Genomic DNA, 26,980 nt, shown 5'->3' with positions numbered 1-26,980 from the left:
TCCTCCCAATAAAAGATTTGAGTGTTCATTCTTCAATCTTTGCCCATAGCTCCTTTGGATTGAGCTCATAAATGCTGTTTTCACGGTACATGATTGCATTGACAATCATTTCCCGCCGGAGGGTGGCATAATCTTCATGATATTTGGTGATCGCTTCATTCACTTCTTTTTCTGTATACTTCTTCCCAGCTTCAAAATCTTTCGCAATATAGCAGAGAACCATAAGCTTTCGTTTGCGCTGGGATGGAATGGTTTTTAACTTCCCCTCACTAGTTAAATAATTTTGCACAATTTTCAACTGATCCCCCGTTAGCTGCTTCACTTTGTTTTCCTCCTCAGCATTGATAAGTTTTCCAATATCGTTTGCATAATTTTCAATAACCTTGCTTTGAAGAAAGTAATAAATGGTGTTTTTTTCTCTTTCTTGACGGACCAGATTGACTTCTTTCAGTTTGGAAAGATGGTGGGTGATGGTCGGCGGAGTGAGTCCGAGAATCCCTGCTAATGCCTGGCCGTGTTTAGGCCCGTTTGCCAGGATGGCAATGATTTTTAGCCTTGTTGCATCTCCCATTGCTTTATGAAATTGGACTAAGCGGTTTAATTGCATGTATGCACCTCATAATTAGATATATATCTAATTAGATAATAGTCTTATTTGTATTCTATTGTCAATTATTTCTGAAGCTTTATAATGGCTTGAGCCTGTTCTTTTGAGATGAGGCTGCACTTATTAAACAGCGCTGCACAGGCTGCAATTTTCACATTTCTTGCCGGCCGGATGATCACAGTAATCCCTCCCCCTTCTTGCGCTCAGGAAACTTTTTTACCCTTGTTAAATACTATGTCACGGCTCCATATTTGTGACAAGTTTCCGGCAGCGTGAATCAAAGCGCCAATGCACGGGTAAAACGGGAATTGGCAGCCGGTAACCAGCATTCCAATACAAAACACCGGATTAGTCATCCGGTGTTTTGTATTATGCCTTTTTGTATTCTGTTTTTTCGAGCTCCAGTAACGCAGCTTTTAAGTCTGTTTTCGACCCTGCATAACCGGTGAGAGATTTATTTTTTCCTATTACCCGGTGACACGGGACGATAATCGGGAGTTTATTGTTCTTATTGGCCTGTCCGACGGCGCGAACTGCTTTTGGGCTTCCAGCTTTTTCAGCAATTTGGGAATAGCTTAGGGAACTTCCGTATGGAATCAATTTTAATGCTTCCCACACACGCATTTGAAAGGGAGTCCCTTCGGATTTAAATGGCAGATCAAATTCAGTCCGCCGGCCTTCAAAATATTCTTTCATCTGGGTTTTAGCTTTCTCTAACACAGGAAAATCAGCCTCTTCACATGGCAAACGGGATAAATCAGAGCCTGGAAGCAAAACCTCCAAAATATCAGTCCCGTCCGATACAATCGTTATCTTTCCTATAGATGTATAAACCTGAGCGAATCCTATCACTTATTCCACCTCTTTTTTTCCTGCAGGAAGAGTAATATAAAAGGTAGTACCTTTTCCTACATAACTTTCCACTTCTACCTTGCCCCGGTGTTCCTCGATTATCTTAAAGCTTACCATAAGACCAAGACCTGTCCCGCGGTCTTTTGTTGTGTAAAATGGCTCTCCTAATTTTCTTAGCTTGTCTTCAGGAATTCCGTTCCCTTCATCCTCAATGGATATGATTAAGTGATCGGGGTCCGGCATTTTCAGCTTAGTCCGTACCTTTCCACCGTTTGGCATCACTTCAATCGCATTTTTTAAAATATTAATAAAGACCTGCTTCATTTGATTGGGCTCGCAGAATATGGATGGGATCTCGCCTTCTGCTGTCAGCTCCAGCTGAACATTGGAAAAAATGGCTTGTGCGTTTAAAAGTTCCATTGTCTCCTTCATAATTTTCACAATGCTGTTTTGTTCAAAATGCACAGCCTGCGGTTTAGCCAGCACTAGAAACTCGGTAATGATGCTTTCAATTCGGTCCAGTTCGGATTTTATCACATGAAAATACATGCCAAAGTCCTCTTTCACACCGCTTTCCAAAAGCTGGATGAATCCTTTCAGCGCTGTCATCGGATTTCGGATTTCATGGGCAATTCCTGCTGCAAGCTCCCCGACAACATTTAACGTATCTGATTTTCTAAGCCGCTCTTCGAGTTCCTTTCTTTCAGTTACATCCCTGAATATGGCCAAATGCATATTTTCATTTAAATTCAGCTTTAATGAAAAATCAAGGATTTTTGTATGCCCTTGTTTGGATTGCAGGCAGATTTCATTTGTGCCCTCCTCTTCTTTTTGAAGCTCAGCAAAAAAATCGGAAGGAGCTTTAGTCTGATTTGGAAACAATAACGTATACAGGTTGCATTTCTCAATTGCCTCATGATTCATCTCAAAAATTTTGGCTGATACTGGATTGGCAGCCATGATGGAAAAATGGCTGTCAAAAAGGATGATTCCCTCCATAGCTCCATTAAAAATTTTACGGAATTTTTCCTCGCTTTGCCGCAATTCTTTCTCCATGCGGTTCCTGTCGCTTACATTTCGTAAAATGGTAATATGCTGGCCTTTAAAAATATTGGCTTTAGAAGTGAATTCCAGCTGTTTGTACTGTCCGTTCGGCATATGGAAATTAAGTTCCTGGCGGATGGATCCTGTATTTAAATATTCATCAAAAGCATCATGATAACGCGGGTCTCCCTGATCAATAAAGTCTGTAATTGAGCTTTTCAGCAGCCCTTCCATCGGAAGTTCGAAAATACGTGTCGCCCATCTGTTCGCTTTTTGGATTTTCCCCTTTTTATCCCATATGATGATGGCATCCATAGCGTTTTCAAAAATTTCCCGGAAGCGGACTTCGCTTTCATAAAGCTGGGCTTCCATTTCCCGTTTCTCTGTAATGTCCCTCATGATCGACATATAATAGCCATTGAGGATATTCGCCGTAGTTGTAAACTCGAAGATTTTTCTTAGGCCGCTTTTCAGCCTGACTGGCAGGTCGCCTTTCGCTTTTCCTGATTTAGAAAGAAGTGACCAGGTTTGATCCATTTCCCCTTGACTTTCCTTATCAATGAAATCCTTCAGCTTATAGGAGGAAAGCTGGTTTTTCTGCAGTTCGAAGCTCTCGCAAAAGGAGGTGTTTGCATCTACGAGCCTGCCATATTGATCGTAGATCACAATTCCATCCAGTGCCCGGTGAAAAAGATCCTGAAACATTTGCTCATTGATGGTTCTTTCTCTTTCCAGTATTTTCTTTGAAGAAATATCCCTCATGATCGATAAATCAAACTCACCGATCGCTTTCTTTTTTGCGGCAAATTCAATAAACTTTAGCTGTCCGTCATCGAGCTTTATCATTAATTCCTCTTTTAAAGCACCTTTTTCCGATAGCACGTCCCTTTGTCTTTTTATTTCTTCATTAGCAAACAAAGCAAGATAATCATACAATGATTTTCTAAGGAGCTTATCTTTCGTTTCTTTAAACATTAAGCAGGCTGCTTCATTTGCATCTATAAAATTCATGTCCTGATCAAAAATAATGATCGCGTCCAGTGCCTGATTAAATATGACCTGGTGCTTAGACAATTCTTTTTTAAGTTGGGTATTTTCCTCTTTTAAGCGTTCCAGTTCAATCGTTAACCGAGCAATTTGTGCCTCCTCTATCAGCTGACTCATTCCCCGTACACTCCCTTTTTAACTTCCATGTTCATATATGTTTTATTTCTACAGCAAATTCCATAGTCCTTCATTCCTCTAACTTATATTCCATGATTTATCCGAAAAGGGTTATTTTTCCTTAGCGATTTATCGTGAGAATGTTGATTTACCTTCTATCAGGCATCGGCTTTCCCGCATCACCAGAAAATCTCAGCAGAGCTTATCGGAAACACTACATATTTCTCAATTATGTAACAGCAGGATTAAATCTCTCTCACAATGAATGATTTTTAAGGTTTGATGCCGCCATTCTGTTTTACACTAATCAGGCATGGGTAAATGGTCTTTACAGTATTTCCCGTAACTATTAGCAGAACAGGCAGGTGATGTGCATTGAAAACAAGAGACAGTTACTTTGATAACGCGAAATTCTTGTTGATTATTCTTGTTGTATTTGGCCATCTCATCCGTTCATTTATTGATAATAATGATGTGATGCTTCACCTTTATAAGTTTATCTACACCTTTCATATGCCTGCATTTATTCTGGTATCTGGCTATTTTGCCAAGGGGTACAAGAAAAAAGGCTACGTTCGAAAAATCGCCAAAAAACTCATTATCCCCTATTTAATTTTCCAAGGAGTTTATTCGGTATATTATGTTCTTATTCATAAACAGGATAAGCTGGAGCTGAACCCTTTAGACCCGCAATGGTCCCTTTGGTTTTTGCTAAGCTTATTCTTCTGGAATCTGATGCTTTTCCTTTTTACAAAGATTAATTGGAAGGCGGCTCTTGGAACTTCCTTTCTGATTGGGATCGCAATCGGTTATGCTGATTTTGACAGCAGCTTTTTAAGCATCGGAAGAACCTTTGTATTTTTCCCGCTGTTCCTTATGGGGTTTTATATGAAAAGAGAGCACTTCCATCAATTAACCACGGTGAAAGGAAGAACCGTGTCCGTTCTCTTCCTTGCGTTAACCTTCAGTATGTATTTTTTCCTGGAGTTTGATTTTGAGTGGCTTTTCGGTTCAAAGCCTTACTCGGCATTTGGAGAGGAAATTGCAGCCAGTGCTCTCATACGCACAAGCTTTTACATGATGACCGTCGCTTCTACACTGAGCTTTCTGGCCATTGTTCCGCAGCGGGAAGCGTTCTTCACCTCTTGGGGCACAAGAACCTTTTACGTATACCTCCTGCATGGATTTATTATAAACGGGATTCGGAACAGCGCTGCGGAGGAATGGCTGAGCGATTACCAAAGCATCGCGATATATGCTGCAGCCGCTGTGCTCGTCACATTCATTCTGTCATCGAATTTCGTCAAAACCTTAACGGAGCCTATTGTAGAATTAAAAGCCACACGCCTTAAAAACAAGTTTAAATCTATACAGCAAACATAGCACGCTGGCTGGTCCCAAGTAATGCGGGATCAGCCTTTTTTAGATGAAAAACGTTTCCCGCAGGCTGGAATGTGTTAAAATGAGTAATGTTTTAAAGCAGAATAATCTTATTAAAAGTGGTGGAAATTCATGAACATTGTGCTTAGCACATTAAATGCAAAATACATTCATACAAGCTTGTCGATCCGTTGCCTAAAAGCCTATGCGCAGCCGGAATACGATGCTGAACTGGCAGAATATACGATTAAAGACCCTTCTATAAACATCGTAAGTGATTTATTCAATCGAAACCCTGATGTTATCGGGTTTAGCTGCTATATCTGGAATATTGAAGAAACCATCAAGGTCATTAATATGCTAAAGAAAATCAGGCCGGAGCTTATCATCGTTTTGGGCGGTCCGGAAGTCACCTATGATACGCTCGAGTGGATGGAACGGGTTCCACAGGCAGATTATATCGTTATTGGAGAAGGAGAACAAACATTCAAACAGCTTCTTCAGGCTATTGAACAAGGTCATCCGATGAATGCTGTGAAAGGGGTTGCCTACAGGGAAGACGGGAAAATCAGGATTCAGCCTCAAGGAAACAAAGTGGATCTTAAAGAGCTTCCATCCCCTTTCCGCTTTCAAGAAGATCTCGGCAGCCTTGCCAAGCGTGTTACGTATATAGAAACAAGCAGAGGCTGTCCGTTCAGCTGTCAGTTCTGTCTTTCCTCGATTGAAGTAGGGGTACGTTATTTTGATCGGGAGAAAGTAAAAGAGGACATTCGTTTTCTCATGAACCACGGCGCGAAAACCATTAAATTTGTAGACCGGACCTTTAACATAAGCCGCAGCTATGCAATGGAAATGTTTCAGTTCTTAATTGATGAACACAGACCCGGCACGGTCTTTCAATTTGAGATCACCGCAGATATCATGCGTCCCGAAGTGATACAGTTTTTGAATGAACATGCTCCTAAAGGGTTATTCCGGTTTGAAATTGGAGTACAGTCCACAAACGATGAGACAAACGATTTAGTCATGCGAAGACAGAATTTCAGCAAACTTACCCGAACCGTTACGATGGTTAAGGAAGGGCAAAAAATTGAACAGCATTTGGATTTGATCGCCGGGCTGCCAGAAGAGGATTATCATTCCTTTAAAAAAACATTCAACGATGTCTTCGCAATGAGGCCTGAGGAACTCCAGCTTGGGTTTTTAAAAATGCTGAGGGGCACCGGACTTCGTCTGAGAGCGGCCCAGCATGATTACGTTTATATGGACCACTCTCCATATGAAATCTTAAAGAATAATGTACTGAGCTTCCATGATATCTCCAAAATTAAACAAGTTGAAGATGTGCTGGAAAAATACTGGAATGATCACCGGATGGATCAAACGATTGAATATCTGGTGGAGCACGTTTTTGAAACTCCTTTTGACTTCTTTCAGCAATTCGGCACGTTTTGGGATGAAAAAGGCTGGAGCAGAATCGGTCATCAGCTGGAGGATTTGTTCAGACGACTCCGTCTGTTCATTACTTCCATAGCTCCTGATCATTTAAGTGCTGCTGTCGCGCTTATGACATTTGATTATTTAAAAAACCAGCGCTATAAACCAAGAAAAGCCCTTTGGGAGGATACTATGCTTCCGAAAGAGGAGCGGGACCGGTTTTATAAACAATTGCTCAAGGAGCCCCAAAGACTTGGCTCTGTCTATGAGCAGAACCCTCTTACAGAAAAAGAGCTCTATAAGCACACAATAGTCGAGCAGCTTCCCTTTGACCTTGAAGAATACAAGCTGCACGGGAACTTGATCTATACTCAGACTTGGATGCTCATTCATTATGATTCAAATTCAAATGAAACACATATTTACACAACGAATGTGAACCTGGATCAGACCCGGGCCATATAAAGGGGCTGCCTGGATCGTCCTAATGAAAAAATGATTGGTATGAGTCCCCCGGTGTTCACAAGCATACCGGGGGGTTTTTGTATACATTCTAAGCAGTTTCTCCCGCGCTTAGCTGATCTCCCATAGAGCTGCTTGAAGCTATTATTCCTGGCAGGAATTCCGTTTCAATTGTTCTTTTATATCATATATTTTTCCTGAGTTGGCGTCACCAAATTCACTTCCGAATTCTTCTTGAAGTACATGAGGATCCATTGGCTTTTTGTGATTCTGCATCTCTTTGCTATGCTGTTTCTTGCTCATTTGGCTGTCCCCGTTTTGCCCTGCAACCCTTTTTTTGAATTGCGGTTGGCATATTTCTTAGGATTTTCATGATTGAATTCTGCAGAAAATTCCGCATCAGCCATGCTTTCTGTCGGAGTATGATTGTTCTTTAGAGCCTGATGATTCGCAGCCTTTCGTTTCATAAACATCCCCCTAATGATTAAATTACGCAGCATCTCACTGCAGAATTATTTTTTCTCGGGAACCGCTTTTTCATGCTGGCAGTTTTTTCAGCGTCGTTCCTGGTGCTCATAAGCAATCAGGACAATATTTTCTCCAGTCCGATTGCGAAAATCATCCTCAAACTTCTGAAGCTTGCTAAGCTCCTCTGCATTAAGCTCAGCTACGGGAAATTGCGCAGGTTTATCCATTAAACTCCCTCCCTTCTCCGTTCATTGTTCCCTCTGTATAAGAACTTATGAAACAGCACGATGTCTGCTGAAAGAGGCAATGTCACGCTTCCTTTAAAAGAAGGATCTGCTGCAAAAAATAAAAACCTGTGCGTTTTCCCACACAGGTTATCCGATAATAATTCTTTCGGTTGGGTACTTGAAATTAGCTTCGGTTTCATTTTTATTCATCATCAGCAGCAATGTGACAATCCCTACTCTCCCTATAAACATAAGCAGAATAATGATGCATTTTCCTCCAGTGCTTAATCCCGCAGTAATGCCGAGCGAAAGCCCCGTCGTTCCAAAGGCTGATGCCACTTCAAATATTATTTCAAGCAGTGTAAAAGGTTCCGTAGCCGCAAGAATGACAATGGATACAAAACAGATGAAAATCGCTACAAGGGTCACAACCATGGATTTGATAATATCCGCGTGATGGACCTCCCGCTTAAAAAGCTTAATGGATTTCGTTCCTCTTGCAAAATGATAGATGAAAAGGAGGTTTAGAGCAAAGGTAGTCGTTCTGATTCCCCCGCCTACAGAGCTCGGTGAAGCACCGATAAACATCAGAAAGCTGATGAATAGAAGCGTTGCGTCTGTGAACTGGGAAACATCCATCGTTGAAAGTCCGCCGCTTCTCGTTGTAGATGATTGAAAGAGGGCATAGAAAAATGACTCATGCCATGGCCTGTACTTAAAAAAGCTTTGAGATTCCAGAATTAGAATGCCAACGGTTCCTAAAAGAAGGAGTCCGATGAAGGTTAGGGTCGTTACCTTTGCAAACAATGTAAACCGGTGTTTTTTCTCGTGGAACAGGTAAGCTTTTAATTCAATTAATACCGGAAACCCAATGGCACCGAGCGTAAGCAGCAGAATGTTAATAAACTGGATAAAGTAGTCTTTTGCAAAAGGGATGAGAGACTGTCCCGTTATATCAAACCCTGCGTTCGTAGTCGCGCTTACTGATGCAAAAAAACCCTGTAAATAAGCCTCTTCCCATGAAGGGAAATACTTCAGCATATATGTGCCTAATATCAGACCGCCTATCACCTCTATAGCAATGATCAGGATCAAGATTTGTTTAAGCAGATTGACCAGACCGGATAAATTGGACTGATTTTGGTCTGTCATAATTAAACGTCTTTCTTTTAACCCAATCCTCCGGCGTAAAATAAGCCAGATGAATGTGCTTAATGTCATAATGCCAATGCCGCCGAATTGAAGAATAAACGCTAAAATAAATATCCCGGGAGTCGTAAACGTGTCTTTTATGGAAATGGTTGTCAGACCGGTTACACTTACGGCGCTTACAGAAGTAAAAAGCGCGTCAATAAAGGTCCATTTCGCCTCTGGATTCCTTGCGAACGGAAGGCTGAGGAGCATTATAGATGCTGTAACAGCAATAAAATAATACGAAACAATGATTTTGGCCGGAGAAAGCTTTTGCCTTCTCAGCCTTTCAGCAATATGCATAGTAGACCGTCCTTCAACTTTAGTAGCTTTTACTATCTTAATGAATATTTCCCCTAAAAAAAAGGCTTATTCAGCAATTCGTTTATGAAATGTCTTTATAATGCCGTCATATATGCGTTTCTGATCAAAATTCCAACTATTGAGATAATTGAAAACGCACCGCTTTAATCCTCTGATCGTGAGGACGGTGGTATTATTATTTTCCTTCTCTTATCCCATTTAAACCATCCATCTCTGACTTAATGACTGAAGAAGAACAGCCATCCAGCATGATCTCTTTTACAAGGACTCTAATTGATAATCCGGACAAAAAAAACAAGCCTCTATGAGAGGCCTGTTATGAGGGATCAGCGCTGCTCCAGTCTCGCTATTCGATCCTGAAGATCAGGGTGAGTGGAGAAAAGAGAACGTTTGCGCTTGCTATTAATTTTAAGCGTTGCTAAAGAACTGTCTTCATCCCGGGTGCGTTCTGAATACTGCTGCAGGCTTCTTAGAGCATGAATCATTTTATCTTTCCCTGCAAAATCTGCTCCTCCGCGGTCAGCATGATACTCGCGATATCGGGAATATCCGAACACGACAAGGCTTCCTAAGATGGAGAAAAGAATTTGGAACACGAGGATAGCTATAAAGTGAACAACACCTGCTAATTCTTCCCGTACAAATCTTGATACAGCCCAGGCAGCAATTCTCGCGAGGAAGACTACAAACGTATTGACAACCCCCTGCAGAAGGGTCATCGTGACCATGTCTCCATTTACAATATGGGCAATTTCATGGGCGAGGACGCCATCTATAGCATTCTCATCCATTTCTTCAAGCAGTCCTGTAGAGACAGCTACAAGAGAACGGTTTTTAGAGGGGCCTGTCGCAAAAGCGTTAACTTCCCTTGAACGGTAAATACCGACTTCCGGCATTTTTCTCATCCCCGCAGTGCGGGCAAGTCTGTGTACACGCTCGACTAGATCCCTTTCTACAGGGGAAAGATTGTCATCAGGCTTTAATACTTGAACGCCCATCATCATTTTCGCCATCCAGCGGGAGATCGCCAGTGAGAACAGTGCTCCGGTAAAACCTACGACGGCACTAAACGCAAGAAGGGTTAAGAGATCGATTCCACCAGAGGCCGTTATATAATTGCCAACGCCTAAAACCGATAGAACAATTCCAATGGTCGTAATGACAAGAATGTTGGTTAATATAAATAATCCTATTCGCTTAAACATTTTTCACCTCATGGTTTCAAGTTCATATGAACTTATTATACAATAATTATAATCCCATCCTAATTTTATGACAAGCAATATGATCTAATGCTAACTTTCCAAGTTTAGGATAAACAAAAGAGGTGTGCGATGAACGAACCAAAACTAACCAGATTGGAAATGTCAGGCTTGCTCCATGCACTTGACCGGCAAAACGGTATGGAACTTGATAATTTTTTAAATACAAGGAACCAGCATACATCAAGTCTCATACCGGATTTTGTGAAACGGTATAATCGGAATAGAGCTAGCGCTTCAGGGCTTTCAACAAATGATATTGTGGCCTTAGGAAATCTTTGTGAGCTGACCGCCTTTAAATCAACCTCCATTCAAAACTGGATTAAACGTGATGTTAAAGAGCTGATCGGCCAACCGGCGCTCGGGAAAAAATACTCGATTGATCAGGCAGTCATTCTTTTGATCGTCCGGGATTTAAAGTCCATATATGATTTCGATACAATCCGCAAAATGATGAATAAGCTGTTTAATACTCTTTCAGACCGCACAGATGATCTGATAAGCCCTGTCGATTACTATGAAGCATATGCTGTAGTTCTTGACAAGCTCATTAACGAATCGTTCCACTTTCCGCCGGCTACGGACTTGGAAGAAAAAATCGAAATGGAAGCAGATATCATCCGGACAGCCTTTACACGCATTCCCCAAGACTCTTGGATTCAGATAAGACCCATTTTAGTGCTAACCGTTTTCTCTGTCCTTTATTCCCATTTGCTGAACAGAGCCCGGCAGTATCAGGAGCATTTTCTCGATCCATCCTAAGCAAAAGGTCTCGTTTGCGTATAAAGTCCAAGATCCTGGCTTTTGCCTGTAACGATTTGTTCGCAGATCAGTTTAGACAATACCATACTGTATACCGTTCCATTATCACCGTATCCCATCAAAAAGAAACAATCCGGCCAGTTTTCGTACATTCCGACAACTGGCAGCCCATCATGGGTACCCCCATACAAAGCGCTCAAATAATAGTCTGCTTTTACATCATAATCAGGAAACAGTTTGTTTAATTCCTGAATAAGCAGGTCTCTTTTGTTTAGAAGCTTTGCGTCTCTTTCCTCAGGAATATTTGTAGCTTCGTCAAGGCCCCCTGCAATAATTCGGTTATCCGGAGTCGTCCTTAAATAGATGTATGGACGGGCCGACTCCCAAATCAGGCTTCTCTCATGCCATCCTTCAAAGTCCTCCATAACATTTGTCACGATCGTATACGTGCTTTCCATAACGGCATTTTTCTCTTTCTTCATTTCCAGCGTCTCGTAGCCGCCGCAAATGATGGCATACTTCGCCGCTATGGTTCTCCCTTTATCGGTGTAAAAGTGATTCTTCTGGCCTTTTCGTTTCATTCCATTAATTTTTGTTTGTTCAAAATATTTTGCCGCTGGCTTAGCTGCTTCAAAAAGCCCGTGAACAAATTTTAAAGGATTCATTTCCGCATCATTTAAATAATAAAGAGCGGCTTTCTTGCTGAAAGGATAACGGGAAGCAATTAGATCTTCATCCCACCATTCGACACTAAATCCGTGTTTTATTAGATACGAATATTCTTCTTTGAGCTTTTTCACATCATCTTTGCAGCTGGCATAGTAAAGACTGTTCCGGCGGGTGAAATCCGCTTGAATCGGCAGATCAGCACAAATGGCCTCAATGTCGCTGATTGCTGTCTCACAAAGCTTTAAATGTTTCGAAGCATTTTTTTCCCCGAAAGTATGAATCAATTGTGTAAATGTTTTATCTCCTGCATATTGGATGAGGGAAGTATTGGAAGATGTGCTGCCTTCGCCGAAAGACCTCTTGTCAGCTACCGCAACCGAAAGCCCTTGCTTGGAAAGCAAATAAGCACATTGGGCACCAGATCCCCCTCCTCCGATAATAAGGACATCCACAGTCATGTCTTCTTCAAGACTTGGATAGGAGGCAGGTGATTGAAATGTATCAGGCCAATACAATTTTCCGTTTTGAAGGTTCATTGGTTCATCCCCTTTTTACCGATAGCATGTACCAATGAATGACTTGTTATAAGCAAACAACTGAATGAAACCCTCTGTTTTCCATGAATAGTTTCAACTGGCAGACGGACAATAGAAGTACAGCTGGAAAGCTGAAAGGAGGGTTTAATTATGGCTAGAACCAATAAATTGCTGGTCCCTGGGGCAGAGCAAGCTCTTAATCAGTTCAAAATGGAGGTAGCTCAGGAGTTTGGAGTGAGTCTTGGAAAAGACACAACTTCCCGTTCCAATGGCTCAGTAGGCGGCGAGATGACTAAACGTCTGATTACACAGGCTCAGCAAAGCAATCACGGAAAAACTGAATAATGTGGAAATGCGCCGTGCGAATATGCCCGGCGCTATGTATGTAAGTTATGCATGAGAAAAGTGTGTGGCTGATAAACAAGGGGACGTCAATTTTGAGTCACCTTAAGAAGGCTCTTTTTTTAGTTCTCTTTTTGCTTTTCCTGGTTTCTTATCACCTGCCTGTAATAGCCCCGATCCTCCTCAAGCTCTTTCCTCATTTGATATTGTATCCTGATTTTTTCTCCACTAACATAGTGCACGGACTGTGCAACCTGTTTGTTTTTCTCTTTTCCAGATGAATCCCGCTTGTTTTCAGATCTTGAATCATTTGATCCGTCATCCTCGTCATCATCCGATTCTCTTCCATCTTCTCTTTTGTCATCTGAATCCTCATCGTCTGATTCTCTTTCGTCATCCGATTCTGAGTCCTCATTCCTTGATTTCAGGTCATCTTCTTGAGGCGGATACACCTTCTTTTTATCATCTTTTTGCTGTTTCTTTTCGTTTTTTTTGCGGGCATCTGATTCAGGATGTTCAGGAGCGGCTTCCCGCTTTGGCGGGACAGACGGAGGCTGTTTGGCCTTCTTTTCCATCTCTTTAACAGCATCCGGATCAGGCTTTGGTTTATTGGTATCCTTTTTTGGCTGTGGCTCTTTTTTACAGGAAGGTTCCACACATGGTCTTTCCCCATCTTCTGTATGACTGTTGGTGTTATTTTTCTCTGAGGCTGGTTTTTCAGGGGAATCGGGTTTTGGGGCAGGCTCATTTTTTCTTTCCGGTTCCTTCTGCTCCTGATTATTGTCAGGTTCATCAGTTGCCTTTTGATTTTTAATATACGCGCCTGTCGAGATTCCTTCAGCTAATGCTTTATTTCGAGTCATCATATCAGACTGCAGCGTCTCAATTGAGAGCTTGTTTTTAACATAAGAATTTTTTACAGACTGCACTTGATTCAGCAGAATTTTTCTAAAATGATCATCTTGGTGATCAATTACTGTCGTAATTAAAATGTTTTTTCCGTTTTTTACATATCCCATCGATTGGCTTTGAGAAATAATGCTATCGATTACTGACTGAAAGCGTTTTTTGCTCCAGTCAGGGAACGAAGAAAGCAGCTTCTCTCCCTCTTCATTTAGAGGGTCTAGCTGTATAACCTCCATATTCCCATTAATCGCCAGCTCAAAGCTGGGATTGATATCGATCGTCATGTAGGCGTACACTTTGTCAGAATTAAAAACTGGATACAGGCTGAAGAAAATTAAAATAATAGCAATAGCTGTAATAAAACCAATTCTTAATTGCTGCAAACCCAATAGTCCTGTGCGTTTAGGAAAAGAGGATCTCTCCGCTTCTGCAGCAGAAAATGAAATTTCTTCTCCGATTTGATAGTGGCTTTTCACATCCAGGGTTTTGACAAAGTGCCCGTCTGCAGTGAGGACAATGGCATAACTGTCCGTAAGATCGATGATGACCCCTTGTTTCATGCTTCAAGCACTCCTTTAATGTAATCCTTCAGATAGAGATAATCCCCTGTCATTATAACGGCCATGGCAATGATATATTTCCGATTCCGCTCAACCGTTTTTCGGCTGACTGAAACAAGCTTTTCAAGCTGTTTGACCGGGAGCTGTTTTTTTTGGAACAAAATTTTAACCAATTCCTCATGCTCTACAAGGGTTTTGGCCACTTGAATGGCATTTTGTCTTGCATCTTTATGCTTTGGCGAATGATCTATCAAATCCGCAATCGTTAAGTGAAACTCTTTTAAGACAGTCTGAAGGTGCAGGATTTCTTCTTTTCGGTGCTCTTGCTCGACTATTTTCTGATACTCCCCAATGGACAGATCTGCTTCGATCTTACTCTGGGAGGCTTCTCCTTCTTCATGCTCCTGAAGATCCATATTGACGGTTTGCGCATTCCGGGCTTCTTTTCGAATGTAGTCGATTACTTTTCTTTTTATAATCAATTCTGCAAATGCGAGAAGAGAATTTCCCCGCTCTGTTGAATACTTTTCTATCGCTTCATTAAAAGCAATTAATCCAATACTGAATTCATCATCTGTTTCATCTATATATCTTTTGCACACTGATGAAACGGTTTTTGCAATAAAAGGTTTATATTGGTCTATTAATTTATTTTGTAAATCCAGGTCTCCGCCCTGAATTTTGAAAACACTGTCTTCTAATGTATGCTTTTTCCTGCCAAATTTAAATAAAAGGCTGAGCAACGGATTCACCTCAGTTTCTCCCGATCATACTGCGTTTATCATAGCTAAATTATGATTAGAGCGCAAAGGAAGAAATTTGGAATTATCTATATAACCAGCACCAATGCTGATTTCAGCCCTTTTTCACAGGTGAAAACACCGATATAAAAGAGTGTTTTTCGTTATTTTTATCATTTCCCCTTATAAAAACCCTTATTTACGGGGTTAAACTGGTTTTTGTTACTTAAATGTAACGCTAATGACACATTGTTACATAGACCATCACGATATTCCCCTTACTTACTTAAGGAAGAAAGAACCAAGTCTATTGAACTGCTTCCTCCATCAAGCTTACCCTTCACCTCCTAATAAACGATTCGCATCCGTTTTTCAATTTGAGGGGAGTGTATGGAAAAGTTTTTATAATAAGCAAAAAGAACTAAACCCAGCCGTCATTTTAAGAAAGGAGTGACCAATGCGTAATTGGCATTGCGTAACAAAAATGTAATAAAAAAAGCTTGCTGATGATCAGCAAGCTTTTTTACATTATCCGTTTTCCGCTTTTTTATATGATGCTGATTCTTCATCAGCAGCGGGGTCTGATTCTTTTGAAAGGAACCAGCCACCGATTCCTATCAGGGCAAGGACGGTCCAGAAAATCCCTTTCCATAGCGGCGATTCAATAAAATGCTTTGAAATGAAATCTATTTCAGGATGAGCAAGTGTATACAATCCAAGCTTGACTCCTACCCAGCCTACAATCATAAATGCTGCAGATTCAAGATTCGGGCGCTTTTTCAGCAGCGTAACAAATGCATTTGCGGCAAATCTCATTATGATGACACCGATGATTCCGCCTGCAAGTATGATAATAAACTGTCCGCCGTCAAGTCCGCCAATTTCAGGCAGATTTGTAGGGGAGAGGGTTACGGCTAATGCTACCGCAGCGAGGATGGAATCAACAGCAAAGGCAAGATCCGCAAGCTCGACCTTAAGAACAGTCCCCCAAAATCCAGATTGCTTTTTAGGCTTGCTTTCCTCATTTTCGTCCTTTTTCATTACATGGCGTTTTACTAAGTGGCTGATGGAGATATATAGAAGATATAAAGCTCCTATAGCCTGCACCTGCCACACATTTACGAGGAATGAGATCGCAAACAGTGCCCCAAACCTTAAGACCACGGCTCCGGCAAGTCCATAGAACAGTGCCTTTTTCCGCTGCTCTTCCGGTAAATGCTTAACCATAACTGCCATAACGAGTGCATTGTCTGCTGCCAGTATTCCTTCCAGAACAATCAGGATCAGCAGCACCCATCCATACTCTAAAAACAATGAAGCATCCATATTTTTCTTCCTCCTAATGGGTTTTCTCTTTCCGTCCCATTAGCGGCGCAAAAAAGACCTTTGCCGCTAATGGGCAAAGGTCTTGCGGAACATGTTTAAGATAACCGTTCATGTCAACAAAGCCGATGGATAGAAATCCATGAAATGACGACTTTGCTCTCAGATTTTAAGATCTGAGCTGCTACTCCCCTTTGACTGAGAGAGAATATTAATTTGTTACCTTCATAGTAACGAAGTTTTAAAGACTTGTCAATGGAAAGGCAAAAAGGCAGGTATTGTTCTAAACCTTGCAGGCTCGTACATAAAATGAGTAAGAACGTCTGATAATGAAAGGATGCTTTTGTTCATGAACTGGCTTGAAGCCGCAATACTCGGGCTGATTCAGGGGCTCACAGAGTTCCTGCCGATCAGCAGTACGGGCCACCTGTACATCTTCAGAAACCTTTTTGGCCTGCAGGAAGCCGGCCTCTTTTTGGATACGATGCTTCACATCGGTACACTTATCGCATTACTTGTTTTTTACAAGGACCTGCTATGGCGCCTTATAAAAAAACCTTTTAGCCGGCTTGTATGGCTTTTAGCTGCCGGAACGGTTCCTGCAGTTATAGCAGGACTGCTGTTCAGCAGCTTTTTTGATGAAATTTCCAGAACAGGTGTGACGATTGGCTGGGAGTTTTTATTTACCGGGCTTTTTCTGTTATTTGCAGACAAGGTGAAAAAAGGAGCACGCGGGCTTGAAAATTTAACACTGGCAGATGCTTTTTGGATCGGCTCCTTTCAGGCACTTGCCATTTTCCCCGCCATATCCCGGTCCGGCCTCACAATCGCTGGAGCTCTGATGAGGGGGATCGAAAAGGAAACAGCTGCTTACTTTTCATTTTTGCTTTCCATCCCGGCCGTTTTCGGTGCTTTATTATTTCAGCTGAAGGATCTATCCGGGTATACAGGCCCTGCCATCGGCTTTCCTGCGATGCTTCTCGCTACCTTATCTGCTGCTTTTTTTGGATATTTAGCCGTCGCTTTTGTGATTAGTTTTGTAAAAAAGCATTCACTTCGATGGTTTGCCTTCTATGTGTTCATTTTAGGCGGAGGCATACTGCTTCTTCAAGGTTTTGGAGTCTTTTAGTGACACGCATTTCAAACTGGACTTCACGCTTTAAACAGAAAAACCCGAGAATACTCATGCAGCCGGGTATTCTCGGATTGATAATTAGCTGCTCTTCACTGGGTTTCCTCCGAATCCATCCCTTTATTTCGAAGCCTTCATGATTTCCCTATATGCCTGCCCGGCTGCTTTCCAGTTTTTATTCCGGCCAAACATTGTTTGAAAAAGGGTTTTGAATGGTTTGTATTTGCCCTTGTATGGAAACCATTGAATCTCGGTGTTCCGTTTCCCGCTATCTGTCATGACAGATTTCTCATGGCAAAAGATTCGGAGACCTTGCTCACCATGGTAGCGGCCGATTCCACTGTTTTTTGCCCCTCCAAAAGGAAGATTCGGGTTCATCACCGTCAGCATGACATCGTTTATTGCGGCATTCCCAGTCACCAGGCTTGCTACGACCCGTTCAGCCTTTTCCATATCCCCCGACCAAACACTTGCGTTGAGTCCATAGCTGGTACCGTTCGCAAGCTCTATAGCTTCCTCTTCTCTGTCAAAAGGCATGATTGGCATCACAGGGCCAAACGTTTCCTCCTTCATGATGTCCATCTCTTGATTTACGTTAAGGAGAACCATCGGTTTTATGAACATGGAATCATTATCCCAATTTTCCGGTGCATCGCCTGCAGCAAGTACCGCTCCTTTATTCAGCGCATCTTCAACCTGTTCTTTGACAATCTGAATTTGCTTGGGAAACGTCATTGAACCAAGATCATCATGAATCGACGTTCCTTGTTTCAGGTTCATCGTCAGCTCCTGTACTTTCCGGACAAAGGTTTGATACACAGAGCGCTGCACATACACCCTTTCCGTACTCATACATACCTGCCCGCTGTTCGTAAAAGCTCCCCAGACCGCCGCTTTTGCTGCCCGTTCCAAATTAGCATCCTCAAATACAATCATAGGATCCTTGCCGCCAAGCTCAAGCGTTGTCGGGATCAGATCCCGGGCCGCTTGCTCTTGAATAATTTTCCCGGTCTTTACAGATCCAGTAAAGAAAATATAGTCCGGCTTCTCTTTTATGAGTGCCTCCCCAAGCTCTTTTCCTCCCTGGGCGACCTGGACAATTTGATCAGGAAAACGGGATTCCTTGAAAAGAAGTTCAATTAGTCTTCCTGTAAGCGGCGTCACCTCGGAAGGTTTTAAAACTACGGCATTCCCGCCTGCCAATGCACTTAAAACAGGAATAAGAGAAAGCTGCAGCGGATAGTTCCATGGAGAAATAATCAGCACTGTACCCCTCGCCATGTATTCTATATAACTTTTCTTGCCCCAAAACAGCACGGGAGTGGATTGGCTCTGCCTGTTTAATGAAGCTTCTGCCGTTTTTTCTATATGCTGAATATAATCAATGACAGGCATTATATCTGTAGCCAGTGCTTCTGCCTTCGGTTTTCCTGTATCGGCATGGATGATGGTGCTCAGCTGGTCAAGCTTGGATGCCATTAGCAGTCTTAATGATTGAAAATAGGCAAGCCTTTCGCTGACAGATTTTCCTTGCCAATCTTTTTGTGCCTGTTCAGCCTGCTGATAAATTCTTGCTGTACTGCTTAACGAAACCTCTTCAATTTCTTTCATTTCTGTACCTGTGGCTGGATTGATTGTTTTAAGCATAATTTTTCTCCTCCTCAGCTGATTGCTTGTTTTTATAATAATGAACGAGTGCCGGTGCGTATTCCCTTATATTCGGGCATGTGAGTCTTGAGCCTTCAAGGTGAGCAAGTAAATTGGTGCAATCGTAGCGGACATGATACTGAAAATAATCAAGTGCCTCTCTTTTCGTATTCAGCCAGGAGCAAACCCTTTTAGAAGAAAGGCCCATTTTTGCCACCCTCAAAGGCAAGCTTCCTGCGGGGGAAATGCTGAGCAATTCTTTCAAAAACTGTTCATACAGTTCTCCTATTGTACCGGGATCAGGGTCTGTTACATGGAAAACATGTCCTGCCGCATTCTTTTTATGGGAAAGGTATAAGACGGTTTTTACTAGAAAATCTACAGGAACCGTGTTAAACGGCACCATCCCATTACCGAGTCTGGGCATGCAAGGCAAAAACTTCAGTTTGCTGAACATATTCAGCATATAATAAGGGCCGTCAAATTTGCTGGTAACTCCTGTAAGAGAATGGCCTGTTACGATTCCGGGCCGGATGATGACTGCAGGCAGCTCATTCATCCTTTCCCGGACTTTCTCCTCTGCCGTAAACTTGGTCGATTCATAATGGTTTTTAAACCCGTACTGCCTGAAGTAATCCTTCTCAAGGATCAGCCCCTCCCTCTTACCGGACACGTAAGCCGTACTGAAATATGTAAAACAATCCAGCTTCATGCCGCATGCCCACTCTACTACATTCTCCGTTCCGGTTACATTCACCTTTTTTGCCGATTCGGGTTCGACTGCCAAATCATAAATAGCAGCTAAATGAAAAACGTGAGTGACCTCATTGCTGATTTCTGATTGTAAAGCCTTGCTGATCCCAAGCCCTTTTAGCGTGATATCACCCGTGACCGCTTTAGCCTTCCCGCCAGTTAAATACAGAATCTCCTTCTCGGCTTGCTTTCTCCATTCCGGCAGTACAAGTACGTAGTAAAAATCAAATAGATTTTGGATGACCGATTCTTTAACCATTTCCCTCGCAATGAATCCCGGGAAACCTGTTATAATACATTTCTTCATTTATTCCCACTCCCTCCCGAATTTGCATATTTTTCTATTCATCATACCATGGAAACGTATACAAACTAACGGTATTACTTACGGAAGAGGCGATGCGGATGCATACAATGTGGAAAGGGTCTGTCAGGTTTGGATTAGTCAATATTCCAGTAAAGCTCTATGCCGCTACGGAAGACAAGGATGTCAAACTGCGAAGCCTTCATAAGGAGTGCCATACCCCTATTAAGTATGAAAAAAAGTGTCCGAACTGTGACCGGGAGCTTGAAGCCGGGGATATTGTAAAAGGGTATGAATACGTAAAAGGAAAGTACGTCATTTTATCCGACGATGATTTAAAGGAAATAAAGGGGGAGCACGGGGACAAAGCAGTGGAAATCGTAGATTTTGTCAAGCTTGAAGACATTGATCCCATTTATTTTAATCGCAGCTACTTTTTAGGACCTGGCGAAAATGGTTCTAAAGCATACGCGTTACTGCGGGAAGCCCTGCAGCAATCCGGAAAAATAGGCGTGGCTGAAATGACGATCCGGTCTAAGCAGCAAATGGCGGTTGTCCGTGTTTATAAAAATTGCTTAGTAATGGAAACCATTCACTATCCGGATGAAGTTCGTTCAGCTTCAGAGGTGCCTTCAGTCCCCGAAAAAACGGATATTCAGAAAAAAGAACTCGATACGGCTATGCTGCTTATTGATCAGCTGACGGCTGAATTCGATCCTGAGCAATACAAAGATGATTATAGAGAGTCGATGCTTAAGCTAATAAAAAGCAAAATAGAGCAAAATGAAGGGACAGCCATTCCGGAAGATGATTCCCGGGAAAATGTTGTTGACCTAATGAGCCAGCTTCAGGCCAGCATTGAAAAATCGAAGCCGAGACCCCCAAAAGCAAAGGAAGCGGAGCCTGAAAAAAAAGAGAACGGAACAGCAGGGAAAAAGAAACGGACGGCAAGAAAGAAGGCTTAACGTTCTGCAATCCAATGAGAAGCCTCCCACAATGAAGCAAACTGAGCATCCCCAAGATCTGGCTGATCACCAATATACAAAACGGTGGTTCCTGCACTGCGGCCTGCAGCGATATCAGCCTCCCGGTCACCAATCATGTAAGAACGGGATAAGTCTACATTGTGTTTAAGAGCAAGCATAAGAATCATTCCCGGCTCAGGTTTTCGGCAACTGCAGCCGCTCCCTGGAGTATGAGTGCAGCTAATTGTTTCGTGAATGACTCCCCCTTTCTCAGCAATCTGCTTAGTCATTTCTTTATGCACTTCCTGAAGAGCATGCTCTGACATGTATCCAAGACCAACTCCGCCTTGATTAGTTACGACAAATACCAGGAAACCTTTGTCATTCAGCAGTTTAACTGCCTCACCCACTTTATCAAGCAAATAGAACTGATCCGGCCGATTCACAAATTTAACACGCCGGGTCAGAACTTCATTGATTACTCCATCACGGTCAAGAAATACAGCTTTTTCCATAGCAAGCACGGCTCCTTTTTAAGCTTTTCTGCATTCCACAACAGCAAGCAAACGGTCTCGATTAGGTTATTTCAATGAATGAGGTGTTCATCTTGAAGCCGATGCTCCCAGTTTTGTCATCCAGGATCCCCGAAGGCCCTGAATGGGTCTATGAAGTGAAGTATGATGGCTTTCGTGCCATTTTATACATAGAAGAGGAATCCGTTTCCATGGTAAGCAGGAACGGGAAGGACTTAGCCGTGCTATTTCCTGAAATCATTAAATTTGTGTCTGGTAAACTGCCTGCATTAAAGCCTTATCTTCCCTTGACCATGGATGGGGAACTGGTGTGCCTTAAAACAGCCTTTACTGCCGATTTTCAGGAGCTCCAAACCCGCGGACGCCTCAAATCCAAAGCCAAAATCCAGCAGTACTCTTCAGAACAGCCTTGCAGACTGCTCGTTTTCGACCTTCTTGTTCTAAATGGACAGTCAATTTCAAACGAGCCTTATTATAAAAGAAAAGAAAACCTTCATAAGTTGTTTAATCAATTATTGTTTCCACTAATGCCATCAGCTGACTCCTTGACCCCGCTCCAAATGATCCCTTATACACTCAATCCGGCAGAACTTTGGGAGCAGATTGAGCTTCATGGTGCAGAAGGAATGGTCGCAAAACAGCCAAAAGGAAGATGGGAAGCAGGGAAAAGAACGGAAACGTGGAAAAAAATAAAGAACTACCGCCGCACTGCTGTTTTCATCACTGCGTACAATCAGGAAAACGGCTATTTCGAGACAGGCTTGTACAAAGATGATACTGTGATTTCTCCAGGATCTTTTTCACATGGGATAAAAGGAAAAGAAAGGGAGGCCCTTATTCAAACCATTAAGAATAATGCCCTTTCCCGCAGCAGGGATCATTTCAAGATCGCGCCTGCGTTATGCGTTCAAATCAAATTTCTATCCTTTTTAAACGAATTCAGGGAACCCTCGTTTGATTCTTTTCTATTTAAAGGGGATCCTTCCCTCTGCACGTGGGAGCAGCTTCAGCTCGACAGCTCCCCTCTTCATCATGACGTCCAGATTACTCATCCAGACAAACCGGTATGGGAAAACCCATCTATTAATAAAAGGCAATATATCCTTTACCTCATCCAAATAGCCCCCCATATGCTGCCCTTGTTGAATAGCAGAGCTCTCACACTCATCCGCTATCCTCATGGGACTTCAGGTGAAAGGTTTTATCAAAAGAATGTACCGGATTACGCTCCCTCATTTGTGCAGACTGCTGAAGATGAAGGGATCGAATACATAATTTGCAGGCATCTTTCAGATTTAGTCTGGCTTGGAAATCAGCTTGCGCTTGAGTTTCATCTTCCATTTAAACGGTATTTTGAATCGATGCCGATGGAAATTGTTTTTGATTTGGATCCTCCATCAGGAGATAAATTCAGCCTTGCGATTATGGCAGCCAAAGAGATTCATCAGTTATGCAAGGAGTTCGGCCTCGCCTCTTATCCGAAGCTGTCCGGCGGAAAAGGGATTCAAGTTCACATTCCCCTATCCGGTAAAAAATTGACCTTTGAAGATACGAGAACTTTTACAGGTTTTATCGCGGATTATTTAACTAAACGCTTTCCAGATCAATTCACAACAGAGCGGTTTAAGAAAAAACGCGGAGGCAAGCTTTATCTGGATTATTTGCAGCATGGAGAAGGGAAAACCATCGTCGCTCCCTATTCACCTAGAGGAGCTGAGGGAGCCCGGGTGGCAGCACCCCTTTTATGGGAGGAAGTAACTGATGAGCTGTCTCCGGAAGAATTTACGATTGTTTCCGTTTTTGAGCATATTAAAAAAAGAGGCTGCCCTTTTGAAGGATACCTAAGCAGCCCCCAAGACGAAGCAGTCTCAGACATAATAAAATTTATTAAGAAGGCAAAACAGCAGCTATGATGATTGAATCGTTCAGAGGTTTTTTTTGCTGCCGTCCGCTCAATTGATTAAAACGTAACTTTTCTCCTCGTTTCCTGATCAAAAAGACTATAAAGCACTGGGATCACATAGAGTGTCAAAAGCGTACTGACAAGCAAGCCGCCAATTACGGTCATTCCCATCGGACGGTTGATTTCGGTGCCTTCCCCAATTCCTAAAGCAAGAGGCAGCAATCCGAGAATGGTAGTGAGCGCGGTCATTAAAATAGGGCGCAGCCTGACTGAGGATGCCTCAACAAGAGCATTCGGCAGGCTCATCCCCTGCTTTTTCCTTTGATTGATATACTCCACTATGACTATCGCGTTGTTGACGACGATTCCAACCAATACGATAATCCCAATCACAGACGACAAACTGATCGGGGTATCTGTCAGTAAAAGCGCACCCGCCACACCGATGGTCATCAATGGAATCGTAAACATGATCACGAACGGAAACTTGAATGATTCAAACTGGGCAGCCATCACAATATAGACGAAAATGACAGCAAGAACAAGAGCAAGAACCATGTCATCAATTGAGCCTTCCAGCAGTTCCCTGTCACCGCTAAAAGAGATTTCCGTTTCAGCAGGTATAGATAAATCTTTTATTTTTTTATCTGCTTTATTTGAAACCTCGCTTAAATTAGCGGAGTCCTTGTAAAGGATAGAAAATTGCACCGCATCCTGTTTATCGATTCGTTGAATAGATGCCGGCGCCTCTCCGCGTTTTACTGAGGCTACCTCGCCGAGTTCGATAAATCCCCCTTGTGGCTTCTTGATCAGCAATTTCTTCAGCGATTCAGCACTGTCCGTCACCTTCCCGCTATAACGGACGGTAACGTCATAAATTTCATTGTCCTCCTTGCTGTCAAGCTGGAAAGCATTCGTTCCTCTTGTAACGGTTTCGACGGCCATTCCTATCTGGGCTGGAGTGAGCCCTTGATCCAGTGCCTTCTTCCTGTCTACTTGAATCTGAATTTCTTCTCTTGTTTCATTTAAATCTGTTTCAACTTTATTTACCTCAGGCAGTTCCTTTAATGCCTGCTCCATTTTAAGAACTGTTTCATCCAACCGCGCTTTATCCGCATCCTTCACATTGAATGATAATGTATTAGGTGTTGAACCGGTTGTAGACTGGAGGTTAAAGGATAGCTCTGCTGAAGCATTAAGATCAGCGGCTTTTTTTTCGAGTTCCTCTTTCACCTGGTCCACCAGCTCAAAAGCCGTCACCTTCCGATTTTCTTTTTTGGTAAGCTTGACATACGTTTCTGCGATATTGGAAGAATTCGTTCCTCTAAATGATTCTTCCTGTGTAGTCCCGATTAAGCTTACGGTCACATCCACCGCTTCATTCTCAGATAGGCTGGACTCGATGGCATCCACTACCTTCTCTGTCTCAGCCAGGGAAGTCCCATTGTCCAATTCAGTACGGATCGTGAAAAAACCTTCATCTGTGTTCGGCAGAAAAACCGCTCCAACATTGGTTAATCCGGCTATACTTGCGGCAAAAAGGGCTCCTGTTGCGGCCAGAACAACCAGCCGGTGCCTCAAGCACCAGGAAACCGACCGCTCATACCCTTTCATCACGCGTGATTCTCTTCTTTTCGACTCAGTCATTTTTGGAGGCTTTATCAGCAATTTAGAAGCAAGCATCGGCACAACGGTTAAGGCAACGACAAGTGATGCAAAAAGACTGAAGGCAATCGTCAACGAAAACTCTTTAAATAAATCGCCGATCAGCCCTGTTATAAAAATAACCGGGACAAACACTGCAATCGTGGTTAAAGTAGAGGCAATAATCGCAGGCCCCACTTCCTTCGCTCCTTCATAGGCTGCCTTTTTTGGAGCTTTTCCCATTGACAGATGCCGGTAAATGTTTTCGATTACGACAATCGCATTATCGACAAGCATGCCAATCCCAAGGGCAAGACCGCCGAGGGTCATAATATTCAGGGTGAACTTTGAAAAATACATCAGCACAAACGTCACAATGACTGAGTAAGGAATGGCAATACCGATAATAAGCGGACTGCGAATATTCCGAAGAAATAAAAACAGTACAATCATGGCAAGCGCACCGCCAATAACGAGCGTGCTGAGCATATTGCCGATGGCGCGGTCTATGTAATCCCCTTGATCAAATATAATGTTATATTCAATATTTTTATATTTATCGTTCTTGAGCAATTCCTCCAATCTTTCCTGAAACTCAGCAGAAACGGCTGCTGTATTTGCATCAGATTGCTGAAGGACGCTCAAAAGCAGCGAAGGCTCCTGATTTTCCCTCGTAATGGTTTCCTGTTCCTTCTGCTTTAGAGAAACATCTGCCATATCTTTAAGCAATATGTTTTCCCCTGTTTCAGGTGATTTCCCAATTGCCAGGTTTTCCAGAATATCCACAGAATCTATAACACTAAGTGTTCTCGTCGTCAGCTCTTTACCGTCAGAAATAATTGGATCGCCAGGTGACGATACGGAATTTGCCCGGATTCTATCGACTATATCAGCCTGGGAGAGCTGATACTGTTTCAGCTTTTCCTGGTCCAGTTCAACCGCTACCTCATTTGTTAATTCACCGGTAAGGCTTACGCTGGCAACCCCTTTAATTTTGGCTAGTTCCTCTTCCAGATCCTCTGAAAGGACCTGCAGATTGTCTGATTCGTCTGTTTTAGCGGACAGAGACAGCTGGATAATGGGGAACTGTGATGGATCAAATTTAAGAAAACGCGGCTTGTCTGCCCCATCAGGAAGAGGAGCAGATGTCATTCTCTCAATGATCTCATTCTCCAAATCCTCAATATTGGAAGTCCAGGAAAACTGGAGCAAAATCAAGTTGGAGTTTTCTTCAGAGGTTGAAGTCATCCGGTCCAGCCCCTCAAGGGTTGAAAGGGATTCTTCGAGCGGCTTGCTGACCTTTTCTGAAATTTCCTTTGGTCCTGCTCCCTGATAGCCTGTAACGACAACGCCAACAGGAGGGTTTAATTCCGGGATTAGCTTGAGCGGAATCCCGATAAAGGATACTGCACCTAAAATAAGGACAAGGATCATCGTGACCAATGTAAAAATAGGTCTTTTTATAGAAAAGAGGCTGATTTTCATTTAAGTGACTCCTTTTAATCATTCGTTAACCAGATTCTTTCATAGTTTTCCTTTAAATACAATTTTTAACTCGTTTATCCTTCCGGAGATTTATCCCGCAGCCGGCTGGTGCCGCTATTCTGCCAGGGTCAATGAACAGGAGCTTACAAAAAGATCTGGGATGCCCGCTAGCCTGATTACCCCTCTTCAGGGTCCTGCTGTAAGCCTCTTCTCTCGGTCCCTTGGGTACCTGCTCCGGAGTCCGCAGGAAGTGGGGTGCTTCTCGCCTAAGATGATAAAAGGGAAACGCCGGTATGCGTCTCCCTTTTAACGGTCTGCTTTTTCTAGACAGCCTCTTCCTTCTTCTGTCAGCTTCCTG

The 26,980-nt window shown here is 42.7% G+C and carries 23 protein-coding genes and 1 riboswitch; of the genes, 7 read left to right on the top strand and 16 right to left on the bottom strand.

The genetic code is table 11. The annotated features are described in order from the left end of the window. Nucleotides 1-25 precede the first annotated feature (25 nt). The 3 genes from ACQCV8_RS12595 to ACQCV8_RS12585 form a co-directional block, all read right to left on the bottom strand. Nucleotides 26-607, bottom strand: a complete 582-nt coding sequence (locus ACQCV8_RS12595; RefSeq protein ID WP_426844991.1) for a metalloregulator ArsR/SmtB family transcription factor — start codon at nt 605-607, stop codon at nt 26-28. A 369-nt stretch (nt 608-976) separates the two neighbouring features. Beyond that, nucleotides 977-1,459, bottom strand: a complete 483-nt coding sequence (locus ACQCV8_RS12590) for a methylated-DNA--[protein]-cysteine S-methyltransferase (RefSeq protein ID WP_426844990.1) — start codon at nt 1,457-1,459, stop codon at nt 977-979. Beyond that, complete coding sequence (locus ACQCV8_RS12585; RefSeq protein WP_426844989.1) at nt 1,460-3,667, bottom strand: PAS domain S-box protein; 2,208 nt, start codon at nt 3,665-3,667, stop codon at nt 1,460-1,462. A 375-nt stretch (nt 3,668-4,042) separates the two neighbouring features. On the opposite strand from ACQCV8_RS12585, the gene ACQCV8_RS12580 reads away from it, so the two are divergent. Both ACQCV8_RS12580 and ACQCV8_RS12575 read left to right on the top strand, forming a co-directional pair. After that, a complete protein-coding gene (locus ACQCV8_RS12580) occupies nt 4,043-5,050 on the top strand; it encodes an acyltransferase family protein (RefSeq protein ID WP_426844988.1) in 1,008 nt (335 codons plus the stop codon). 129 nt (nt 5,051-5,179) lie between these two features. Further along, nucleotides 5,180-6,949 (top strand): B12-binding domain-containing radical SAM protein, encoded by a 1,770-nt coding sequence (locus ACQCV8_RS12575; protein ID WP_426844987.1) that lies wholly within the window; start codon nt 5,180-5,182, stop codon nt 6,947-6,949. Nucleotides 6,950-7,090: 141 nt separating this feature from the next. Here the strand turns inward: ACQCV8_RS12575 and ACQCV8_RS12570 are convergent, their stop codons facing one another. From ACQCV8_RS12570 to htpX, 5 genes are all read right to left on the bottom strand, one after another. Beyond that, on the bottom strand, nt 7,091-7,249 hold the full coding sequence (locus tag ACQCV8_RS12570; protein WP_426844986.1) for a hypothetical protein: 159 nt from the start codon (nt 7,247-7,249) through the stop codon (nt 7,091-7,093). After that, nucleotides 7,246-7,413, bottom strand: a complete 168-nt coding sequence (locus tag ACQCV8_RS12565; RefSeq protein WP_426845119.1) for a hypothetical protein — start codon at nt 7,411-7,413, stop codon at nt 7,246-7,248. The genes ACQCV8_RS12570 and ACQCV8_RS12565 overlap by 4 nt, the downstream gene beginning before the upstream one ends. Before the next feature lie 87 nt (nt 7,414-7,500). Further along, on the bottom strand, nt 7,501-7,641 hold the full coding sequence (locus tag ACQCV8_RS12560; RefSeq protein ID WP_426844985.1) for a hypothetical protein: 141 nt from the start codon (nt 7,639-7,641) through the stop codon (nt 7,501-7,503). 147 nt (nt 7,642-7,788) lie between these two features. After that, on the bottom strand, nt 7,789-9,171 hold the full coding sequence (locus tag ACQCV8_RS12555) for a TrkH family potassium uptake protein (RefSeq protein ID WP_426845110.1): 1,383 nt from the start codon (nt 9,169-9,171) through the stop codon (nt 7,789-7,791). 311 nt (nt 9,172-9,482) lie between these two features. Beyond that, nucleotides 9,483-10,361, bottom strand: coding sequence for a protease HtpX (gene htpX / locus ACQCV8_RS12550; RefSeq protein ID WP_426844984.1), 879 nt, complete (start codon nt 10,359-10,361; stop codon nt 9,483-9,485). A 129-nt stretch (nt 10,362-10,490) separates the two neighbouring features. Here htpX and ACQCV8_RS12545 point away from each other — a divergent pair, with 129 nt between their 5' ends. Next, nucleotides 10,491-11,180: a DUF1836 domain-containing protein gene (locus ACQCV8_RS12545; protein WP_426844983.1), complete on the top strand. Its 690-nt coding sequence runs from the start codon at nt 10,491-10,493 to the stop codon at nt 11,178-11,180. Here ACQCV8_RS12545 and ACQCV8_RS12540 read toward each other — a convergent pair. Beyond that, nucleotides 11,177-12,385, bottom strand: coding sequence for an NAD(P)/FAD-dependent oxidoreductase (locus tag ACQCV8_RS12540; RefSeq protein WP_426844982.1), 1,209 nt, complete (start codon nt 12,383-12,385; stop codon nt 11,177-11,179). The two genes, ACQCV8_RS12545 and ACQCV8_RS12540, sit on opposite strands and share 4 nt — an antisense overlap. A 150-nt stretch (nt 12,386-12,535) precedes the next feature. Here ACQCV8_RS12540 and ACQCV8_RS12535 point away from each other — a divergent pair, with 150 nt between their 5' ends. Beyond that, the gene (locus tag ACQCV8_RS12535) at nt 12,536-12,730 is read left to right on the top strand and encodes a small, acid-soluble spore protein, alpha/beta type (RefSeq protein ID WP_426844981.1); all 195 of its coding nucleotides are present in this window, start codon (nt 12,536-12,538) and stop codon (nt 12,728-12,730) included. Between the two features lie 119 nt (nt 12,731-12,849). Here the strand turns inward: ACQCV8_RS12535 and ACQCV8_RS12530 are convergent, their stop codons facing one another. The 3 genes from ACQCV8_RS12530 to ACQCV8_RS12520 form a co-directional block, all read right to left on the bottom strand. After that, entirely contained in the window at nt 12,850-14,193 is a 1,344-nt protein-coding gene (locus ACQCV8_RS12530; protein WP_426844980.1) for an anti-sigma-I factor RsgI family protein, read from the bottom strand. Continuing rightward, complete coding sequence (sigI, locus tag ACQCV8_RS12525; RefSeq protein ID WP_426844979.1) at nt 14,190-14,945, bottom strand: RNA polymerase sigma factor SigI; 756 nt, start codon at nt 14,943-14,945, stop codon at nt 14,190-14,192. Before sigI ends, ACQCV8_RS12530 begins: the two co-directional genes overlap by 4 nt. Nucleotides 14,946-15,461: 516 nt before the next feature. Then, nucleotides 15,462-16,259, bottom strand: coding sequence for a TerC family protein (locus ACQCV8_RS12520; protein WP_426844978.1), 798 nt, complete (start codon nt 16,257-16,259; stop codon nt 15,462-15,464). A gap of 87 nt (nt 16,260-16,346) precedes the next feature. Further along, a riboswitch (yybP-ykoY riboswitch) is annotated at nt 16,347-16,461 on the bottom strand. 144 nt (nt 16,462-16,605) lie between these two features. Here ACQCV8_RS12520 and ACQCV8_RS12515 point away from each other — a divergent pair. Next, nucleotides 16,606-17,385: an undecaprenyl-diphosphate phosphatase gene (locus ACQCV8_RS12515; RefSeq protein WP_426844977.1), complete on the top strand. Its 780-nt coding sequence runs from the start codon at nt 16,606-16,608 to the stop codon at nt 17,383-17,385. Nucleotides 17,386-17,508: 123 nt separating this feature from the next. Here ACQCV8_RS12515 and ACQCV8_RS12510 read toward each other — a convergent pair whose 3' ends face one another. Both ACQCV8_RS12510 and ACQCV8_RS12505 read right to left on the bottom strand, forming a co-directional pair. Further along, nucleotides 17,509-19,035 (bottom strand): aldehyde dehydrogenase family protein, encoded by a 1,527-nt coding sequence (locus tag ACQCV8_RS12510; RefSeq protein WP_426844976.1) that lies wholly within the window; start codon nt 19,033-19,035, stop codon nt 17,509-17,511. After that, nucleotides 19,028-20,095, bottom strand: coding sequence for an SDR family oxidoreductase (locus tag ACQCV8_RS12505; RefSeq protein WP_426844975.1), 1,068 nt, complete (start codon nt 20,093-20,095; stop codon nt 19,028-19,030). Before ACQCV8_RS12505 ends, ACQCV8_RS12510 begins: the two co-directional genes overlap by 8 nt. Before the next feature lie 98 nt (nt 20,096-20,193). On the opposite strand from ACQCV8_RS12505, the gene ACQCV8_RS12500 reads away from it, so the two are divergent. After that, the gene (locus ACQCV8_RS12500; RefSeq protein ID WP_426844974.1) at nt 20,194-21,057 is read left to right on the top strand and encodes a Ku protein; all 864 of its coding nucleotides are present in this window, start codon (nt 20,194-20,196) and stop codon (nt 21,055-21,057) included. Here ACQCV8_RS12500 and ACQCV8_RS12495 read toward each other — a convergent pair. After that, nucleotides 21,054-21,572 carry a D-glycero-alpha-D-manno-heptose-1,7-bisphosphate 7-phosphatase gene (locus ACQCV8_RS12495; protein ID WP_426844973.1) on the bottom strand — a complete coding sequence of 173 codons (519 nt, stop codon included), beginning with the start codon at nt 21,570-21,572 and terminating at the stop codon, nt 21,054-21,056. The two genes, ACQCV8_RS12500 and ACQCV8_RS12495, sit on opposite strands and share 4 nt — an antisense overlap. A gap of 101 nt (nt 21,573-21,673) precedes the next feature. On the opposite strand from ACQCV8_RS12495, the gene ACQCV8_RS12490 reads away from it, so the two are divergent. Further along, on the top strand, nt 21,674-23,503 hold the full coding sequence (locus ACQCV8_RS12490; protein WP_426845109.1) for a DNA ligase D: 1,830 nt from the start codon (nt 21,674-21,676) through the stop codon (nt 23,501-23,503). A 47-nt stretch (nt 23,504-23,550) separates the two neighbouring features. Here the strand turns inward: ACQCV8_RS12490 and ACQCV8_RS12485 are convergent, their stop codons facing one another. Further along, a complete protein-coding gene (locus ACQCV8_RS12485; protein WP_426844972.1) occupies nt 23,551-26,622 on the bottom strand; it encodes an efflux RND transporter permease subunit in 3,072 nt (1,023 codons plus the stop codon). Nucleotides 26,623-26,980: the final 358 nt, after the last annotated feature.

Origin of the sequence: Metabacillus sp. 84, assembly GCF_050107715.1 — a bacterium.
Classification (GTDB): domain Bacteria; phylum Bacillota; class Bacilli; order Bacillales; family Bacillaceae; genus Metabacillus_B.
Note: the sequence above shows the minus strand (reverse complement) of the source record. Positions and strands in the feature narration are given on the sequence as shown.